The following is an 18,885-nucleotide window of genomic DNA, read 5'->3' on the forward strand; positions in this document are numbered from 1 at the left end:
GCGGCCTGGCGGGCCGGGCGCATGGGTGCGGAGTGCGATGACGGGCGGCGATGCCGTCCCGGGAGGGGGCGGCCGGTACCGCGGGCGCGGCGCCGGCAGGGCGGTCACGCCTTCGGCGCGTCGACCGTCCAGTCGTAGATGTCCTGGTGGGAAACCCGGTCGCCGGTGGCGCCGGTGAAACCGAGCCAGCCTTCGGAGACGCCGGCCCAGTGCGCGACGTCGACCTTCTCGTCGAGCATCAGCTGGGACCGCGCCTGCTTGTACAGCCCGCGGACGTACACGCGCAGTCGCTCGTGCCCGGCGTCGTAGCTGATCCGGGCGGCGAACGGCTTGCCGTACAGCGGGATGGCGGCGTCGGCGGTCTTGTGGTGCCGGTCCGGGTTGCCGCCGAGCACCACGGCCAGGTGGTTGCTGCTCGGATCGGTGGAGTTCTGGAAGGTGTCGAACTCGACAGCCACGCTCTTACGGATGCCGCGGTACCCCAGGCCACCGCCCCAGCCGCCGAGCGCCCGCGGCCCGTGGCCCTGCGCCAGGAACGCGATGCCGTCCGCACCGGGCCGGTCGTGGTGCAGGAACGCCGTGAACGAGGTCTCGAACGACCGCTTCAGGTCGACCCGCTCGGTGGACCAGGCGGATCCGATCTGCTTGTAACCGCCCCTGGTCAGCTGGATGACCCGGGTGCCGGTGCTGGCCCGGGTGAGCATCTCGGCGGTGCCGTTGAGTTCCAGGTGCTTGCCGGAACCGTCGGTGATCGGGTGACTCTCGTGCATGGCGCGAGGTGCGGCGACCGCCCCCGCGGCGGGCGCGGCGGCGGATATCGACAGCACGGCGGCGGCCAGCAGGCCACCCCGCGGCAGTCTCGACGAACGGGACAGACGCACGACATGCTCCATTTCAGTCGATTTGCCCGACTAAGACCTGGCCTAAGGTAGGGCAGACTCCGGAGCCGCGTGAGCGAGTCGTGGTTATTTACCCAAGACGGTCCCCCCGTCGTGACCACCCCGGCCCGGCGCCACACCTCGGCGAGCCACCCCGGCGGGGCACTATTTCGCCATTACGCAAAGACGCCCATCGAATTCCCGGCCAGGTCGAAAAGTGGACCACCACCGATACTCCAGAATCGACCCGATCGCATCACGGTGTCGCGGGCCGTTTACTCTGCGCTGCGGGTGTGATTGCATTAGAGCAGGTCAGCGAAATCTGGCCGGATCCCGTTGAACCCCGGGCATCATCCGTTCGGAGGATGCCCGGGGTTCACGCACCGGACCCTGTTTTTCTTTAAGTTTCGATCGCGGAAACCTTAAATAACGTTCCGGAATTGCTTTCTGTGAGAGCTGCTCCTAACGTCTGCTCGTCGGCGCCACAATGGCGAACGCCACATCACCGAAGGGCACGTCATGGGAAGCACGGGTCACCGCCGTTCCGGTCTCGCGGCCGCGGGGTCGAGCCGCACCCGGCTGCTGGCCATCGGAGCCGCGGTCGTCGCCGTGGGTGGCGCGATCGGGTTCACCCAGCTGTCGCGGGCCGACGAGGCCCCGTCGACGAAGGCCGCCGGCGAGAGCGGGGCCGGCAAGATCGTCAACGGGCAGAAGATCCTCACCGACACCTGCGTCGACAGCAAGCTGACCGCGCACGACGGCTTCCAGAAGGGCGACCGGTGCGTCTCCACCGAGTTCGGTGAGGTGGCCTCGGCCGCCAACGACGCGGCACTGCTGATCACCGAGTCGCCGCGAGAGGTCGCGCCGAACACCCCGTTCACCCTCAAGGTGAGCACCCGCAACCTGATCCGCGACCGGTTCCTGGCGGCCGGCAAGGGCGGGTACTACGTGGAGTCCAGCGTCCTGCAGAACGGCCTGGTCCGCGGCCACTTCCACACCGCGTGCCGGATGCTGGCCAGCACGGACGAGGCGCCGACCCCGGAGGGCGTGCCGGCCTTCTTCGTGGCCACCGAGGACTCCAAGGGCGGCCGGACGCCGGACACGGTGACCATCCAGGTCCCCGGGATGCCCACCGAGGGCACCGCGCAGTGCGCGTCGTGGGCCGGTGACGGCTCGCACCGCACGCCGATGATGGAGCGGGCCAACCAGACGCCGGCGATCGACGCCGTGCGAATCACCGTGCGCGCCGGCGGCGGCAACCAGGGTGGCGGCGGCAACAACGGCGGTGACCAGGGCGGCAACAACGGCGGTGACCAGGGCGGGAACACCGGCGGAAACACCGGTGACAACAACACCGGTGGCGACAACAACCAGAACACCGGCGGGAACACCGGTGACAACAACACCGGCGGCAACACCGGTGACAACAACACCGGCGGCGGGCAGGCGACGGCCACCCCGCGGATCACCACCAAGACGACGGTCTCGCCGGGCACCACCAGGAACACCGACAGCACCGGTACGGGCGGCGACTCCGACGACGAGACGACCGGCACCACGAAGAGCACCACCAAGTCGACCCCGGCACCGTCGGCCACCACCAAGGCGCCGACCACCAAGTCGACGAAGTCCACCAGCGGCAACGCCACGACCTCCGGCTCGGACTCCGACTCCGGCTCCGCCAGCGATGCGGACACCACCGCCGACGAGCCGGCGGAGACCACCGCGCCGGCCACCAAGAAGCCGAAGCCGCAGGTCACCGAGAGCGAGGAGGCACCGGCCGCGGACTACGGCGTGGACGGCGGCGCCCCCGACCAGGCGGCACCGGCCAGCACCGCCGACGACGTGCAGCTCGCCGACCCGCCGGCCGGCACCGGCGCGAAGGGCGGACCGCTCACCCTGCTCAGCGACCACCCGGCGTGGTTCGGTGGCGGCGCGGTGCTGGTGCTGCTCGCGATCATCGGGTTCGCCTTCACCCGCTCGCGGCCGCGGCGGTACTGAGCTTTCCCCACTCTCCAGTGATGTCCCGGGCAGGCGCGACTTCTTCCGCGCCGCCCGGGACATCACTTTTCCGGTACGCCGGCAGCCGCGTTCACGGCGCTGGTCCCGGTGCGCGTGCTCGGGGCGTACGGAAAGCGGGTGATCCGGACGGGGAGCGGACCGTGACGTGCCCGCCGTGTCTGCCGATGGCGCGATTTTCCGGTCGCGCGGCCGGGCGGTATCGGGCATTGCGTGTCGCGCAGGTGAGGGATGCGCACACCGGTCGGTTGGACGGCCGAAATTAAGGGTAGCCTTACTTGCCGGAGATCCGTCCACCGGCAGTGAGGTGCGAACATGTCGAACAGACCGGCGCGGCCCGCGCACGAAGGCGTGGTCACGCGGGTGGAGCAGCTCACCCCGCACATGGTGCGGGTGGTGGTCGGTGGCGAGGCGATCGCCCGGATCGACGCGAGCCGCTGCACCGACCATTACATCAAGGTGCTCTTCCCGCAGTCCGGCGTCGACTATCCGGAGCCCTTCGACATGGGCGTGATCCGGGAGACCCTGCCGCGGGAGAGCTGGCCGCTGGTCCGGACCTACACGGTGCGCAGGTGGCTGCCCGAGGCCGCCGAGATGTGGGTGGACTTCGTGGTGCACGGCGACGCCGGCATCGCCGGGCCGTGGGCGGCGCGGGCCCGGGTCGGCGAGCCGTTCCGGTTCATGGGCCCCGGCGGTGGCTACACGCCGGACGCCGGCGCCGACTGGCACCTGCTGGCCGGCGACGAGAGCGCGCTGCCGGCGATCGCCGCCTCGCTGGCCGGCATGCCGGAGGGCGCGATGGTGCGGGCGTTCATCGAGGTGGCGGGGCCGGACGAGGAGCAGAAGCTGGAGACCCCCGCGGACGCCGAGATCGTCTGGCTGCACCGCGGCGACCGGCCGGTGGGCACCGCGCTGGTCGAGGCCGTGCGGGGGCTGGAGTTCCCGGCCGGGCGGGTGCAGGTGTTCGTCCACGGTGAGGCCGGGTTCGTCAAGGACCTGCGCGGGCACCTGCGGCTGGACCGCGGGCTGAGCATGGACCAGCTGTCCATCTCCGGATATTGGCGGTCCGGGCTGAACGAGGACGGCTGGCAGTCCAGCAAGCGGGAGTGGAACGCCAAGGTCGAGCAGGAGCAGGAGCAGCCGGCCGTTTCCCGGTAAGGACCGACCCGCCGGGTGAGGCCTTCGTCTCATCCGGCGTCTCCGCAGCTCTCCGGTCCACCACCGCCGGACGATGATGGTGCCGTGGCAGTGCTGGAAGAACAACCGACCCGGTCGCGTCGCGGGCGCGCCTTCACCCTCGTGGCCCTCGTGCTGGCCGCGGTGAACCTGCGGCTCGCGGTGACCAGCGTGGGCCCGGTGCTCACCGAGATCCGCGACGGGCTCGGGATGAGTTCGACAGTGGCCGGGCTGCTGACCTCCGTGCCGGTCGTCTGTTTCGCCACCGTCGGACTGCTCGCGCCGCGCCTGGCTCGGCGGGTGGGCGCCGCTCCGGTGATCGCCGGCGGCCTGGTGCTGCTCGCCGCGGGGCTCACGGCCCGGCCGTTCGCTGGCGGCCCGGCGCTCTTCCTGCTGCTCAGCGCCGTCTCACTGGCCGGCATCGCGCTGGTCAACGTGCTGCTGCCGTCGATCGTCAAGGACCACTTCCCGACCCAGGTGGGCACCGTCACCGGGCTCTACTCGGTGGCGCTGAACCTGGGCGCGACAGCGGCCGCCGCCACCACCGTGCCGCTGACCGACGGCTTCGGGGACTGGCGGCTCGGGCTGGGCTGCTGGGCGCTGGCCGCGCTCGTCGCGCTGCCGCCGTGGCTGCTGCTGGCCCGGCAGCGCACCGCCACCCGGACGGCGGCGGCCAGCACGCCGCCGGTGCGGGTGAGCCGGCAGCCGATCGCCTGGGCGCTGGCCGTGTACTTCGGGATGCAGTCCACCTCGGCGTACGTGATCATCGGCTGGCTGCCGCAGATCTACCGGGACGCCGGGCTCTCCGCGGAACTGGCCGGGGTGCTCTTCGCGACCACCTCGCTGCTCGGCGTGCCATTGGGGATGCTGCTCTCCGCGGTGGCCGGCAAGCTGCGGTCACAGAGCGGCATTGCCGTCACTTTGGGGCTTTTCGGTATTGCCGGTTATTCCGGTCTGTGGGCTGATCCGGCTGCGGCGCCGTGGCTGTGGGCCGTCCTGCTGGGCATCGTGAACACAGCGTTCCCGCTGGTCCTGACGATGATCGCGCTGCGCGGCAGCAACCCGGCAACGGTGGTGCGGCTGTCCGCGTTCGCCCAGGGTGTCGGCTACCTGATCGCCATTCCGGGCCCGATCCTGATCGGCGCGCTGCACGACGCGACGGGCGGCTGGCGGGCCCCCTTGGCGGTCATGGTGGTCCTGATGGTGCCGCAGATCACTGCGGGCTATTTCGCCGGCCGTAATCGCCAGATTTAGGTCTTGGCTCAGGGTCCGCGAAACCGGAATCCGGAGACCTCAACGGCGTTCCTGACTGGCCGATAGTGACCTCAGGCTATCCACAGCCGATCTCCAGGTCGACAACCCGATCTTTAAAAGGTGGATCAGGTTCACTATCCTTCCGGCGGCGGGCCGCACCCACGCCCAGCCGTTTCAGTCAAGGAGTCAGCGCATGCCAGCGGCAACCGACCGGACCGACGGCCGTCAGCTTCTGGCAGACGGGACACCGGGCAAGAAGAAGAAAAAGGCGAAGGGCCCGAGGGCCCCGCTCTGGACCAAGCTGCTCACCGCTTTCGGCGCGGTGCTGCTGGTGATCAGCGGGGGCACCGGCATCACCGCCAACTACCTGCTCAGTCAGGTCACCGACAACGTGCAGACCACCACCTCGGCGCTCAGCCAGGACGGCGGGGTCGGCGCGGTGCAGACCAACGGCAAGCTGCCCGAGGGCGCGATCAACCTGCTGATGCTCGGCCTGGACACCCGGACCGGCTGGGAGAAGAGCGGTGAGGGCTCCCGGTCGGACACGATCATCGTGCTGCACATCCCGGCCAGCCGCGACAAGGCCCAGATGATCTCGATCCCCCGGGACACCAACGCGGAGATCCCGGCCGACGAGAAACTCGGCTTCGGCGGCAGCACCGAGAAGATCAACGGCGCGTTCTACTACGGCTCCCGGGGCAAGGGCGGCATCGCGGGCGGCATGAAACTCGCCGCCAAGGCCGTGCACAACCTGACCGGGATCAGCTTCAACGGCGTCGTCGTGATCAACTTCAACGGCTTCAAGGACATCCTGGAGGCCCTCGGCGGCGTCTACATGTGCGTCGACCAGGACTCCTGGTCCAGCCACTACGTGGTGAACAACGGCAAGGTGGAGTACGCGAAGGGCGCCGACCCGCTGTCCCCGCCGAGCAACGCCCTGTGGTTCAGGAAGGGCTGCCGCAACATGAAGGCCTGGGAGGCCCTGGAGTTCTCCCGGATCCGGCACTCCGCCCACGGCGACTACGACCGGCAGCGGCACCAGCAGCAGCTGCTGCGCGCGATGGCGAAGAAGGCCACCAGCAGCGGCGTGCTGACCGACCTCTCGAAGGTGTCGAAGCTGCTCTCGGCGGCCGGCTCGTCGCTGACGCTGGACACCAACAACGTCCCGGTCTCCGACTTCTTCTTCGGGCTCAAGGGGCTGGCCAACGCCGAGCTGCTGCCCATCCGCAGCAACAGCGGCAGCTTCTACAGCACGTCGGACGGCAGGAAGGAACTGATCAACGACGTGACCAAGCAGCTGTTCGCGGCCGCGGCCAAGGACAAGCTGGACCCGTTCCTGCTCGCGCACCCGGAACTGGTGATCAACAGCTCGGGGAACTAGCCGGGTCGGGCCGGGGGATGGCGGAAATCTCCCGGCCGTCCGGCGGGGCTCAGCGGGCGCTGGTGGTGACCGCGTCGGTGGCGCGGAGGCGCTGCACGACCGGGGCGAACTCCTCCATGAACATGCCGTTCACCGCGTAATAGGAGAAACCGCCCTCGGCGCGGCGGCGGCGCAGCTCCTCGGCCGCGTGGTCGGCGTCCCCGATCAGGAAGGTGGCGGCGCCGGAGGCGGCCATCTCCCGCGGATCACCGCCGACCTGCCGGGACAGCCGGTCCGGCAGAGCGAAGATGGTCGGGGCGAACGCGGTCACCCCGACCAGCAACTCGACCTGATCGGCGCGTTGCGACATGGACCGGAACGTGTCCGCGGCGCGGAACAGCTCGGACGGCGTGGTGGCCGGCGGCAGCCCGAACGTCACCGTGTCCGCCTGCTCCGCGGCGAGCCGCATCATGCCGGGCTTCGACGCGGCGACCAGCACCCGCGGCGGAACCGGCAGTTCCCGGGCGGCGGCGATCACCTCGGCTGTCCGGTGCAGGCGCTCGCCGGGCGTACCCCACATGCCGCCGAGCGCCGCGGTGTCCGTCTGGCCGTTGGGCCGGCCGCCGCCGACACCGAGCTCGAACCGCCCGTCGCTGATCGTCTGCAGGCTGCGAGTCTCCCAGGCGACGTGGGCGGGGGTGCGGTTGGGCGCGTTCAGGACGTAGGTGCCGACGCGCAGGGAACCGGTCGCCGCGGCGGCCGCCGCCAGGCCGGCGAACGGCGAGAGGGTGAACAGGGTGTCCGGGATGAGCAGGATGTCGTAGCCCAGCTCTTCGGCGCGCCGCGCGGTCGCCGCCCACTCCGCGCCGGTGCGGGCCTGCCCGGCGATGACTCCGAATCGAAACGCACGCTCAGTCATCCGCCCACTGTCGCGGACGCGGCGCACTACCGCGTCCGCTCCGGGACGACTTCCGGCGTACGCCCGTCGGCGTACCCGGGCCCGGCAGCCTGCGCCCCGAGGCGAATCCGCACCCGCCAGCAGGCACCGCGCACCGGTGCGGGTCCACCGCGTCCCGAAAACCCACCGGCGCGAACCGTGTCCACCTCCGCACCCCGCGCCCCGAGGCGAATCCGCACCCGCCAGCAGGCATCGCGCACCGGTGCGGGTCCACCTCGGCACGCCTGCGCCCGGAGGCGAATCCGCACCTATGAGCCGGCATCGGTCAGGAATAGTGCTGGAGGGCCGGCCAGAGGGTGTGCCACGGGGTGGCCGGGTGGCAGACGTAGATGTGCGCTCCTTCCGTCTCCTCGTTCTCGACGCCGGCGGCATTGCGCAGCGCGCCGTGCTCGGTGCAACTGCCGAACATCGCGGCGGCCCGGGCCGGGCCGGTCTGCAGGACCGCGATCACCACGGTCCTGTCGTCCGGTGGCGGGCCGAAGTTGTGCAGCTCGTTCTGTCCGCTGTAGACCTCGGGCAGGCCGAGCGGGCGGCCGAACCGGTTCAGCGCCCCGGCCTCGCCGTAGTTACCGGTGAACAGCACCGCCCGGGACTGCTCGTCGGCGGGCAGGGCGCGATAGACGGCGGCGACCTGTGCGACGTAGTCCGGCCAGCCGATCTGGTCGGCCACCGTCTGGTTGGTCGCCGGCACCGTGGTGTCGGCCAGGCTGCCCTCCGGGATCACCGGGAGCGAGGTGACGACGGCGAGCCCGGCGAAGAACACCGAACCCGCGATCAGCCAGCACAGTCGTGACCGGCGGCCGTCCAGCCAGCGCACGGTGGGCACGGCGCCGATGGCGAACAGCGCGGTGAGCAGGCCCAGCGGATAATAGGGCTGCCCGGAGATCACCAGGACCAGGACCAGCATCACCGGGTACGCCACCGCGAGCGCGCGGATCGGCCGCCAGCGAGGGTCGCGCAGCAGCGCCACCAGGCCGGCGATCCACACCGGCGGCAGGCTGATCAGCAGCAGTTGGAAGGGCACCAGCAGCACCCGGGAGTCGGTGCCCTTGTCCTCGGCGATGGCCTCGGCCATCTTCGCCTGCGGGAAGTCGGCGGCCACCTGATAGATCAGGTTGGGCAGGCCGACGACCAGGGCGATCGCGACACCGCCCCACAGCCACGGTGAGCGCAGCACCCGGCGCGGACCGGCCACCAGCAGGCCGCCGGCCAGGCAGAGCAGGAGCAGGATGACCAGCAGCTTGTTGTAGAGGCCGAACCCGGTGACCAGGCCGGCCCACAACCAGGCCCGGGGCTGGTCGTGCAGCAGCGCGCGCACCACGAAGAGCAGCACGCCGAGCCAGACCAGCAGGTCGGGCGCGGCCGTCGAGCCGACGTGGGCGGCGCTGAGCGGGAACGTGCCGAACACCACGGTGGCGGCCAGCGACTGAGCACCGGCGCCGCCACCGACCTCGCGGGCGAGCGCGGCGGCCAGCAGCGCGGCCAGGCCGACCATCAGGGCGCCGGGCACCCGGATCGCCCAGAGCGAGTCGCCCAGCACCTCGATCGCCAGCCGGTCGAGCAGCGGGGTGAACGGTGGCTGATCGACATAACCCCAGGCGGGGTGATCGCCGAGCACCCGGAAATAGAGCTCGTCGCGGTGATAGCCATAGCGCCCAGCGGTGATCAACAGCAGCAGGGTCGCGGACAGCGCGATCAGGCCGACCGGGACCCAGGCCATCGGCCGGCGGCCGATCTGCGCACCAGGCGTCAGCGTTTCGGTCACGGCGCCAACCTACAAAACCCCACCGACATTTTTCGATACGTCGTTCCGCGCAGCCGAAATCCGACCGGTGGAAGGTCGGAGCCGGCGGCGAACATGACCGACGGGCGAGCAGAACCGGCGGCGAACGTGCACGACGGGGTGAGCAGAACCGGCGGCGGCAGAGCCGGCGTGGGATGCCGTCGACGGGCGCGCCCGGCCGATGGGACTGGGGGATGACGGCAGATTCCTCCCTGGGTTCGATGCGGCGGATCGACCGGTGGTGCCACCATGAGTGCCGGAATCCCGATGTCCACGAAGGACGGCACCGTGCCCGAGCCCGATGACACCCTCGACCCCGGCGAGCGCGCCCGCGCCGGTGTCCGTGGCTGGGTGCGTGAGTCCGGCCGGCGTGCCCGGGCACGGCTGCGCGGCGCCAGTCCGTATGCGATTCTGGCTTTTCTGACCGCCTCGGCGGTGGCTCCGGTGGCCGGGGCGGGGCTGGACGTCCCGGCCGCGTTCGCCGTGGCGCTGGGCCAGCTCGGTGGACTGGGCAGCAACTTCCTCGCCGACGTCCTGGCCGGCTCGGCCCAGCGGATGCGCGGTACCGGGCCGATCACCGAGCAGCAGTGGCGGGACGCGATCGCTGCCGATCTACTGCTCCGGCTCGACGCCGACGATGAGCAGAGCCGGCAGTTGCGGGCCGAGGTCTCCGCGGTGCTCCACGAGATCGACGCGGTGGCCACCGCGCTGACCGAGGCGGCGCACGCCGACGACGAGTTGCGCCGGCAGCTGGAGCAGGTCTTCGAGGAGCTGGGCAGTGACGTCGGCGAGCTGCACTGGATGCTCACCGACGTCCGGCGCTCGATCGACGACCTGCGGCAGCAGTTCGCCGGGCAGAGCCTGCTGCTGACCCAGCAGCTCGAACAGGTCCGCCGCCAGTTGCTCGCGGTGACCGGCGAGCCGCCGGCGGTCGTCCCGGCGGCCTCCTCCTCGGTGCCGCCCTATCCGGGACTGGCCAGCTTCGAGCCGGTCGACGCACCGTGGTTCCGGGGCCGGGAGACGCAGGTCGCCGAGCTGCTCGCCCGGCTCAGTGAGCAGACGGTGGGCGGTCCGGCCCTGGTCGTCACCGGGGTCTCCGGCGCGGGCAAGTCGTCGCTGCTGCGGGCCGGGCTGCTTCCGGCGATCGGTGCCGGGCGGCTGGGCGAGGCAGCGACGGGCTGGCCGTGGATCCTGCTGACACCGGGTCCCACTCCCCTGCGCACCCTGGTGGGCCGCGTCGCCGCACTGCTCGGCGAGGACACACCCGCGACCAGCGGCAGCACCGCCGCGTCGGGTGCTGACGACGCCGGAGGAAGCGGCAGCGCGGCTGAGCCGGATGCCGTCGAGACGACGGCTGACGGCGAAACGGCCACGCTGGGGCGCGACGAGGGCGGGAGCACCGGCAGCGCGGCTACGCCGGGTGCCGACGACGGCGGGAGCACCGGCAGCGCGGCCACGCCGGGTGCCGACGAGGACGGAAGCGCCGACCGGGTCGCCGTGGTCCCCGGGAGCGTGAGGGCGGCCGGCTCCAGGCGGGGCGCGACTATCGACAGGCTGACCGCGGCGGTGCGACGAGAGCCGGGCCGGCTGGGGCGGATCGCCGCGGAGCTGGCGGCGCGCGGGCGGCGGCCGGTGATCGTGGTGGATCAGTTCGAGGAGTTGTTCACCCTGGGTGCGGACCCGGCCGAGCGGCTGGCCTTCGCCGCGGCGCTGACCGCCGCGGCACCCGCGCTCGTGGTGATCGCGGTGCGCTCCGACTTCTACCCGGCCTGCGTCGAGGTGCCGCCGCTGGCCGAGTTGCTGACCGCCGGGCACGTGGTGCTCGGCCCGCTGGACGCCGAGGCGGTGCGCCGGGCCGTGGTGGAGCCGGCCGCGCAGGCCGGCCTGACCGTCGACCCCGGTCTGCCCGAGCTGATGCTGCGCGACCTGAGCGACGGGGACAGCTACGAACCGGGCAGCCTGCCGCTGCTGGCGCACGCGCTGCGCGCCACCTGGGAGCGGCGCGAGGGCGATCGGCTCACCGTCCGGGCGTACCGGGCCACCGGCGGGATCCGGCACGCGGTCGCCGAGACCGCCGAGCGGATCTATCTGGAGCTGGACCCAGGCGACCGATCGGCGCTGCGGACGCAACTTCTCGCCCTGGTCACGGTGACCGGCAACGGCACGGTCGTCAGGCGGCACGGCGAGCGCGGCGCGGGCGGTTCCCGGGTGCTCGACCGGCTGGTCGCCGAGCGGCTGGTGACCGCCGGGACGGACACCGTGGAGATCAGTCACGAGGCGCTGCTCACCGGCTGGCCACGGCTGGCCGGCTGGGTCGCCGAGGCGCGCGCCGATCTGGAGCTGCGGCAGCGGGTGATCGAGGCGGCGGCGGACTGGGAGCGTTCCGGCCGCGACCCGGACCTGCTGCTGCGCGGCGCCCGGCTGCTCGCCGCCCGCGAGCGACTCGTCGACCCGGCCACCCACTCCGAGCCGGCCCGGCCCCACGACAACAACTCGACCCGCAGCCACGACAACGACTCGACCCGGCCCGGCGACAACGACTCGACCCGCACCCACGACAACAACTCGACCCGGCCCGGCGACAACGACTCGACCCGCACCCACGACAACAACTCGGTCCGGACCCACGACAACGACTCGGTCTGGGCCCCCGACAACGACTCGGTCCGGACCCACGACGTCGAGTCGACCGGGATCCACGACACCGGACCGGGCCGGATCGCGACGCCGACCCTGGCCGGGCACACCCCGCGGGCCGGCGTGACACAGGCGGGCCCGGCCCTTCCCGAGCCGGCGCTGTCCTTCGTGATGGCCGGGACCGAGGCGGCCGAGGCGGCCGAGGCGGCGCGGCGCCGGGCCACCGGGCGGCTGCGCAGGCTGGCCGCCGGGCTCGGGGTGGCGCTGCTGCTGGCCGTCGCCGGCGGCCTGGCCGCTGTCGACAAGCAGCAGGTCGCCGCGGACAAGGAACGGGAGGCGCAGGCGGCCCGGCATGACGCCGCGTCCCGGCAGGCGGCCGCCGAGGCGGTGAACGCGCTGGACAAGGACGAGGTCACCGCGGTCCGGCGGGCGCTGGACGGCTGGCAGGAGGCACACACCGCGCAGGCCCGCGGCGCGCTGCTCTCCGCCCAGATGGTCAACTCGCTCGGCACGCTGGGCACCGGCACCGGTGGTCTCTCGGCGGCGTTCAGCCCGGACGGCAAACGAATCGCGATCGGTCACGGCGACGGGGTGGTCCGGCTCTGGGACACCGCCACTTTCACGCCGGTCGGCGAACCACTGGTCACGCCGAAAAAGGCAGCCCGCGGCCTCGTCACCTCGGTGGCGTTCTCGCCGGACGGCCGGTTCCTGATGTCCAGCGCCTTTGCCAAGGACAGCCTGCAGATCTGGGACGCCGCCACCGGATCTCCGGTCCACACGCTGCGGGGCGCCGGCGTGGCCGCCTGGCTACCCACCGCGGGAGCGAACACCGCGGCGGGAGCGAACACCGCGGCGGGCACCGGACCGAGTGCCGGCACCGTGCTGGCCCTGCGCACCGATCCCAAGGCGACAGGGCTCCAGCTCGGTACCTGGGACGCCGCCACCGGCCGCCTCACCCGGTCGTTCCCGATCGACGACTACTACCCCTACGACCTCGCGATCAGCCGGGACGGGCGATATGTCGCGGTCACCAAGGGCCCGGGCTCCGCCGCGCGGGTATGGCGGCTGAGTGACGGCCGGGCGGTGACCACCGTCCCGGACACCACGCACGTGGCGTTCGCCCCGGACGGGACGCTGGTCGGCATGGACCGGGTCGGCCACCTCTTCCAGTGGGCGGTACCGTCGGGGCGGCGACTGCGGACCCTGTTCGCCGGGGCCAGCACGCCCGGAGCCAGCCGGTTCACCGTCACCGCCGACGGGATGGCGGTGGCGAATGTCGGTTTCCGGAAGGTCGGCATCTTCTCTCTGGCCGACGGCACCACTCTGATCCAGGACACCGGGGTGGCGTCCTCACCCGCGGTGGCGTCCTCACCGGACGGCCGCCTGATCGCGGTGACCGGATCGGACGCCCCGACAGCGGTGTTCCGGCGGGCGACCACCTGGCTCCCGCACGGCGGCATGGTGACCAGCAGCGGCTTCTCCCCGGACGGCCGGCGGCTGGTCGCCGCCGCTGACGACGGCCGGATCCGGATCTGGGACGTGGCCTCCCGCGACCTGGTCACCGAGTTCCCCGCCGGCGGCATTCCGTTCCGGGTCGCGTTCGCCGCCGGCGGCCTGCTGGTGGACGCCACCATGGACGACAGGCTGGAGGTGCGGGACGCCGCCACCGGGCGGCTCCGGGAGACCGTGCCGCTCGCCGGTATCCCCAACGACCTGGCTGTCTCACCGGACGGTTCCCTGGTGGCCGTGGCGACCGGCCCGCTTCCCGCCGAGGTGGTCGTGCCCGGCGCCCGGACGGAGCAGCACGAGCGGATCCTGGTCTATGACGTCACCCGGCGCGCGGTACGCACTCAATTCCAGTCGGTGGAGGCGCCGCACGCGGTGGCGTTCAGCAGGGACGGCACGCGACTGCTGGCGACGACGACCGATCCCTATCCGGTCACCAAGATCTTCCACTCGGCCCTGCGGGCCTGGCGCACCAGCGACTTCGCCGGTGCCGGCAACTATCGGCTCGGCGACTACCAGGCCACCGACCTGGCGGTGTCCCCGGCCGACGGCTCGATCGCGGTGGCCGGGACCGGCGGGCAGGTCGAGATCCGCAGCCCGGACGGCGCTCAGGCACTGTGGCAGGCCCCGCGGCAGATCGAGCAGATCGACGCCATCGCGTTCGCACCGGACGGCCGGACGCTGGCCGTGAGCGACTTCGACGGCCGCGTCCACCTGTGGGACACCGTGGGCCGGGCCGAGGCCGCCACCCTGAACGGGCACCGCAGCCGTGTCGCCTCACTGGACTTCGCCCCGGACGGCGGGCTGCTGGCCAGCTCCGAACTGGACGGTCCGTTCGGGTTGTGGCGGCTGGACCCGGCGCGGGTCGTACCGGAAATCTGCCGGATCGCGATCATCGCGAGCCGCAACGAGGGCGGCGGTCTCTCACCGCTCTGTGGCTGACGGACGGCAGACGGCGGTCACGACGAGGTCCCGCGCGATCAGGTAACGGCCGGTCAGCCGGTCGATGGTGGTGTCGGCGAGGAGGATGCGGCCGGTGAACTCGCCGGTGGACGGGTCGATGTCCAGGGTCGCGTCCTCGAAGCCGAGCCAGCGGCCGGTCAGCGGGTACCACGCCTTGTAGATCGACTCCTTGGCGCTGAACAGCAGGCGGTCCCAGCAGGTGCCCGGATGTGTCACAGCGAGCCGGGCCAGCAGGTCGCGGTCGGCGGCGGTGGTCACCGCGCCGAGAACCCGGGGCGGGAGGGGCGCATGCGGTTCCGCGTCGATGCCGACGCTCGCGACGTCGGCGACGTGTGTCACGGCGGCGGCCCGGAATCCGGTGCAGTGGGTGATGCTTCCGGCCACCCCGGCCGGCCAGATCGGCTCCCGGCGCGGGCCGCGGAGGATCGCGGTGGGCGCGTGCCCCAGGGCGGCCAGCGCCTCCCGGGCACAGCGCCGCGCGGTGAGGATCTCCCGGCGGCGGCCCGGGGCGGCGGTCGCGACCAGCTCCTCCTCACCCGGGTAGCAGGCCTCGTCGGGATCGTCGGTGTAGGCGACGGCGAAGCGCACCGGGTGCGGCAGCAGTTGATCGAGCACGTGCGGAGTGTCCCACCTCCGCCGGACGGATCAGGGGCGGACGGTGGAGTCTCTGATGATCAGGCGCGGCGGGTGCGGGTGGGCTCCGGGTGACGGCTCGCCGTCTATCGCGGACAGCAGAAGCCCCGCCGCAGCACGGCCCAGGCCCTCCAGGTCCATGTCCACGCTGGTCAGCGGCGGGCGGCTGGCTTCCGCGATCACATCCCAATTGTCGAACCCGGTCACCGCGACGTCTCCCGGCACGTCCCGGCCGGACTCCCGCAGGGTTTCGGCCAGGCCCCTGGCGATCTGGTCGTTACCGCAGATCACCGCGTCGAAGGCAGGTCCCCGGGCGAGCAGCAGCCCGGCCGCGCGGCGCCCCCACGCCTCGCTCCACTCGCCGTAGAGGGTTTCGACGCCGGCCTCGGCGGCGCGCACCCGGGCCGAATGGTGATGTTCCGGACCGGTCACGTGCACCAGGCGAGTGCGGCCGGTGGCACGCAGGTGCTCCACAACCAGCCGGATGCCGCCCGGCTCGTCCGGGATGACCGAACAGTCCGCGGGATCGGTGGAGGCGAGGAAGGCGTAGACCACCGGGACGGGCAGGCCGGTGCCGATCGGCGGCCGGGTCCCGGTGCGCCGGCCGGTCACGATGATGCCGTCGACCCGGCGGCTGAGCAGCACTCGCAGGTGATGCCGCTCGCGGATCGGATCGTCGCGGGCGTCGCAGAGCAGCACCGACACCTGACCGGCGCCGAGGATGTCCTCGGCGCCGATGAGCAGCGGGATGCTGAACCGCCCGATGGTGTCCGTGGTGATCATCCCGACCGTGTAGGTCCGGTCGGTGTGCAGGCTGCGCGCCGCCTGGTTGGGCCGGAAGTCGAGCTGCTCGGCGGCCTGCCGCACCCGCGCCACGGTCTCCGCGCGCAGCGAGCCGCGACCGTTCAGCGCCTTCGACGCGGTGCCGACCGAGACCCCGGCCAGCGTCGCGACGTCGCGGATGGTGGCAGCGCGCGGACGGGACATGCCAGGAAGCTACCGTGCCGGCCGCCCCGCCACCCATCCCACCCGGTTGCGGATCACACCCGGTCCGCTCCGGCCCGGGCCGCCGAGTTCCCGGTACGGCGGGAGCGTCACCCCACCCGCCCCGCCGGCACCAGGTCCACCCGGGCACCCAGCGCCAGCCGGCCGGGCCGCAGCACGTCGGCGTAGACACCGAAGCAGGCGCCTTTCCCGGTGCCGAACACCTCGACCCGATAGTGCCGGGCAAGCGTCCGCAACACGACCGGATCCGCCGGCAGCCCGTCCTGGGGCAGGCTCGGCACCACGCAGCGTGGCGTCCGGAACGCCACCCGGAGCACCACGTCACCGATCGCCAGTTCCGCACCGGGCTCGGGGTCGGCGTCGGCGTCGATCAGCAGGTTGGGCCGGAACCGCTCGGCCGGCACCGGGTGCCCGGTCCGCCCGGACAGTCCGGCCAGGGCGCCGGTGGTGATCAGGTGCACCGCCCCGAAGTCGACGAACCGGCCGGTCCGGGCGTGGCCGCCGGCCTCCTCGACGCGTTCCTGGCCGGGTCGCAGCTCGGCGAGCCAGTCCGGCACCATCCCGGCCTCGGCCGGCAGCATCCGATGGATCCGTGGGGTGGCGGGCGCGGTCCGGGTCAGCCGGACCGGCCGGCCGAGATGCTCGGCCAGCGCCGCGTCGGCTTCCTCGGAACCGGCCTCGTAGAGTGCCCCGCCGACCTCGATGGTCGCCGGTTCGCCGGCCGCGCGCACCGCGAGCAGGTCGCCCCAGCGTCGTGGGTGCTTGGCGCTGCCGATGGTGCCGTCCTGATCGTCGACGCAGGCCCAGGCCCGGTCGCCGGCCAGGCCGCCGGTGTCGGCCCGTGCTTCGCCGAGGGCCTCCCCGCCGGCGCTCTTCACCGGATAACGCCAGATTCCCGCCGCCTCGCCCATGACCGTTCTGCTTACCAGAGCGGCCGCGCGCCGTGGGTTCGGCCGGCACGGGACTGCTCCGGGCGTACCGGAAGAGGCTGCCGGGTCCGGGCGGACCCGGCAGCGGGAAGCGGTCAGGCGAGGTTGAGGTAGTCGAGTTCGGCGTAGCCGGTGCCGCCGGCGAAGTTGGGCGAGCCCTTGGCCAGGCGGATCACGTTGTAGCCGGCCTTCAGGGTGACCGGGGTGCTGACCGTGGAGCCGAAGACGCCCCAGGCCGCGGTCGGCGGGTAGGAGATCGTCTGGAAGGCGCCGCCGTTGTAGGCCAGGCCCTGGGTCGCGGTGGCGCCCGTGGCGTTGGCGTAGCCGATGGTCATCGTGTACGTGCGAGCGGTGGGCACGTTCACCACGAAGTCCACGAAGGACTGGTTGCGGGAGTTCGCCGAGCCGTCGATCTGGCCGACGTAACCGCCGTTGGAGGCGGAGCCGGCGGAGAACCGGTTGGCGTTGACGACGGTGGCGTTCTCCGCCTCGTAACGCTGCTGCCAGGTGGCGGCGCCCGAGGCCGGGGTGATCAGCAGCTGGTAGGCGTCCGCCGCGTCCATGCCGGCGACCGGCACGCTGATGCTCCCGCCGGACACCTGGTAGGTGGCCGAGGACACCGCGATCGGCGCGCTCTGGTTGGTGGTCCGCCCGGTGGTGCCGGACCGGACGAGGGTGGCCCGGACCTGCGAGCCGAGCGCGCCGAGCCCGTTGACCTTGACGGTGTTGTTGCCGCTGTCGCCGCCGAACACCACGTTCACGAACCTGCGGGTCGGGTCGTAGGCGGCGACGCCCTCCAGCCACGAGCCGGGGACGGTCTGCACGATGGTGCCGGCCATCTCGCCGTACCACTTGTAGGCCCAGTACGACGAGGTCGGCGCGTTGTCGTGCAGCAGGCCGTTGAGGGTGCCGGCCTCGTACCAGTAGGCGCGCTCGGCGTCCCGGATGCCGTAACGCTCGAACGTCGCCATGAAGTGCACCGCGACGCTCGGGATGTCGACCTGGCTCGGCGACGCGTACTCGTTGATCGAGATCGGTCGCGGCGAGATGCCCAGCGACTTCTCGATCGCCCGGTAGTCGGCCACGTCCGCGCCGATGTTGAGGTAGTCGTCGTTGTCCAGCTCGTGCCAGACGATCACGTCGGGCAGCGTGCCGGTGTCCCGGGCGTTGGTGAGGAAGCTGACCAGGTAGTCGTGGTTGTACCAGGAGATGCTCGGGCCGACGATCGGGGTCACCGGGTCGAGCGAGCGGATCAGCTTGACGGTACGGGTCCAGCCGGCGTTGAACGTCCCGGCCGACCCGGTGTTCCAGGTCCAGTCCGGCTCGTTCCACAGCTCGTAGCCGTCGACGTTGGTGGTGCCGGTCGCGGCCAGCCGCGCGTTCACCATGGTGCGGACCTTCGACTCCCAGTCGGCCCAGCTGACCCACTTGTACGGGAAGTCCCGGTAGATGTCCGGCAGCCGCCAGAACTGCTGGGCGCCGGCGCTGGTCACCTTGCCGGCCACCTGCAGGCCGTCGCAGCACGGAACCGTGGCGCCGTTGCCGAGTTGCTGCACGCCGGGCGGCGGCTGGGTGAGGTGGTTCATCCGGAGCGGGTACATCTGCTCCAGCGGCGGCTTGCTCCCGGTGTCGACGGCGTAGAGGCCGCCGGCCGCGACGTGCGTGACCGGCCGGACCGCGGTGCCGACGTTGACGGTGAGGGTGTTGCCGGCGGCCGCCGCCGGGCTGGGGACGACCAGCCCGGCGGCGGCGAGCAACAGGACGGGGATGACGGAGCGGCGCAT

12 protein-coding genes are annotated in these 18,885 nt (G+C 72.2%); 5 read left to right on the forward strand and 7 right to left on the reverse strand.

The window, feature by feature from the left end:
- Nucleotides 1-104: 104 nt before the first annotated feature.
- Nucleotides 105-881: an L-type lectin-domain containing protein gene (locus tag Actob_RS36125; protein WP_284916440.1), complete on the reverse strand. Its 777-nt coding sequence runs from the start codon at nucleotides 879-881 to the stop codon at nucleotides 105-107.
- 516 nt (nucleotides 882-1,397) lie between these two features.
- Between Actob_RS36125 and Actob_RS44165 the strand changes: the two genes are divergently transcribed.
- The 4 genes from Actob_RS44165 to Actob_RS36145 all read left to right on the forward strand — a co-directional run bounded on the left by Actob_RS44165 (nucleotide 1,398) and on the right by Actob_RS36145 (nucleotide 6,708).
- The gene (locus Actob_RS44165) at nucleotides 1,398-2,879 is read left to right on the forward strand and encodes a hypothetical protein (RefSeq protein ID WP_407653479.1); all 1,482 of its coding nucleotides are present in this window, start codon (nucleotides 1,398-1,400) and stop codon (nucleotides 2,877-2,879) included.
- Nucleotides 2,880-3,212: 333 nt separating this feature from the next.
- Nucleotides 3,213-4,055, forward strand: a complete 843-nt coding sequence (locus Actob_RS36135; RefSeq protein ID WP_284916441.1) for a siderophore-interacting protein — start codon at nucleotides 3,213-3,215, stop codon at nucleotides 4,053-4,055.
- Nucleotides 4,056-4,139: 84 nt separating this feature from the next.
- The gene (locus Actob_RS36140; protein WP_284916442.1) at nucleotides 4,140-5,327 is read left to right on the forward strand and encodes a CynX/NimT family MFS transporter; all 1,188 of its coding nucleotides are present in this window, start codon (nucleotides 4,140-4,142) and stop codon (nucleotides 5,325-5,327) included.
- A 193-nt stretch (nucleotides 5,328-5,520) separates the two neighbouring features.
- Nucleotides 5,521-6,708: an LCP family protein gene (locus Actob_RS36145; RefSeq protein ID WP_284916443.1), complete on the forward strand. Its 1,188-nt coding sequence runs from the start codon at nucleotides 5,521-5,523 to the stop codon at nucleotides 6,706-6,708.
- 49 nt (nucleotides 6,709-6,757) lie between these two features.
- Here the strand turns inward: Actob_RS36145 and Actob_RS36150 are convergent, their stop codons facing one another.
- Both Actob_RS36150 and Actob_RS36155 read right to left on the reverse strand, forming a co-directional pair.
- On the reverse strand, nucleotides 6,758-7,606 hold the full coding sequence (locus Actob_RS36150) for an LLM class flavin-dependent oxidoreductase (RefSeq protein WP_284916444.1): 849 nt from the start codon (nucleotides 7,604-7,606) through the stop codon (nucleotides 6,758-6,760).
- A gap of 304 nt (nucleotides 7,607-7,910) precedes the next feature.
- Nucleotides 7,911-9,410, reverse strand: a complete 1,500-nt coding sequence (locus Actob_RS36155) for a glycosyltransferase family 39 protein (RefSeq protein ID WP_284916445.1) — start codon at nucleotides 9,408-9,410, stop codon at nucleotides 7,911-7,913.
- Nucleotides 9,411-9,677: 267 nt separating this feature from the next.
- Here Actob_RS36155 and Actob_RS36160 point away from each other — a divergent pair, with 267 nt between their 5' ends.
- Entirely contained in the window at nucleotides 9,678-14,513 is a 4,836-nt protein-coding gene (locus tag Actob_RS36160) for an nSTAND1 domain-containing NTPase (RefSeq protein ID WP_284916446.1), read from the forward strand.
- Here the strand turns inward: Actob_RS36160 and Actob_RS36165 are convergent.
- From Actob_RS36165 to Actob_RS36180, 4 genes are all read right to left on the reverse strand, one after another.
- Nucleotides 14,496-15,149, reverse strand: a complete 654-nt coding sequence (locus tag Actob_RS36165) for a 4'-phosphopantetheinyl transferase family protein (RefSeq protein WP_284916447.1) — start codon at nucleotides 15,147-15,149, stop codon at nucleotides 14,496-14,498. The genes Actob_RS36160 and Actob_RS36165 overlap by 18 nt on opposite strands.
- Nucleotides 15,150-15,179: 30 nt before the next feature.
- A complete protein-coding gene (locus tag Actob_RS36170) occupies nucleotides 15,180-16,154 on the reverse strand; it encodes a LacI family DNA-binding transcriptional regulator (protein ID WP_284916448.1) in 975 nt (324 codons plus the stop codon).
- Nucleotides 16,155-16,261: 107 nt separating this feature from the next.
- Entirely contained in the window at nucleotides 16,262-17,083 is an 822-nt protein-coding gene (locus Actob_RS36175; RefSeq protein ID WP_284916449.1) for an MOSC domain-containing protein, read from the reverse strand.
- Nucleotides 17,084-17,196: 113 nt separating this feature from the next.
- Entirely contained in the window at nucleotides 17,197-18,885 is a 1,689-nt protein-coding gene (locus Actob_RS36180; RefSeq protein ID WP_284916450.1) for a carbohydrate-binding protein, read from the reverse strand.

Origin of the sequence: Actinoplanes oblitus (genome assembly GCF_030252345.1) — a bacterium.
Classification (GTDB): domain Bacteria; phylum Actinomycetota; class Actinomycetes; order Mycobacteriales; family Micromonosporaceae; genus Actinoplanes; species Actinoplanes oblitus.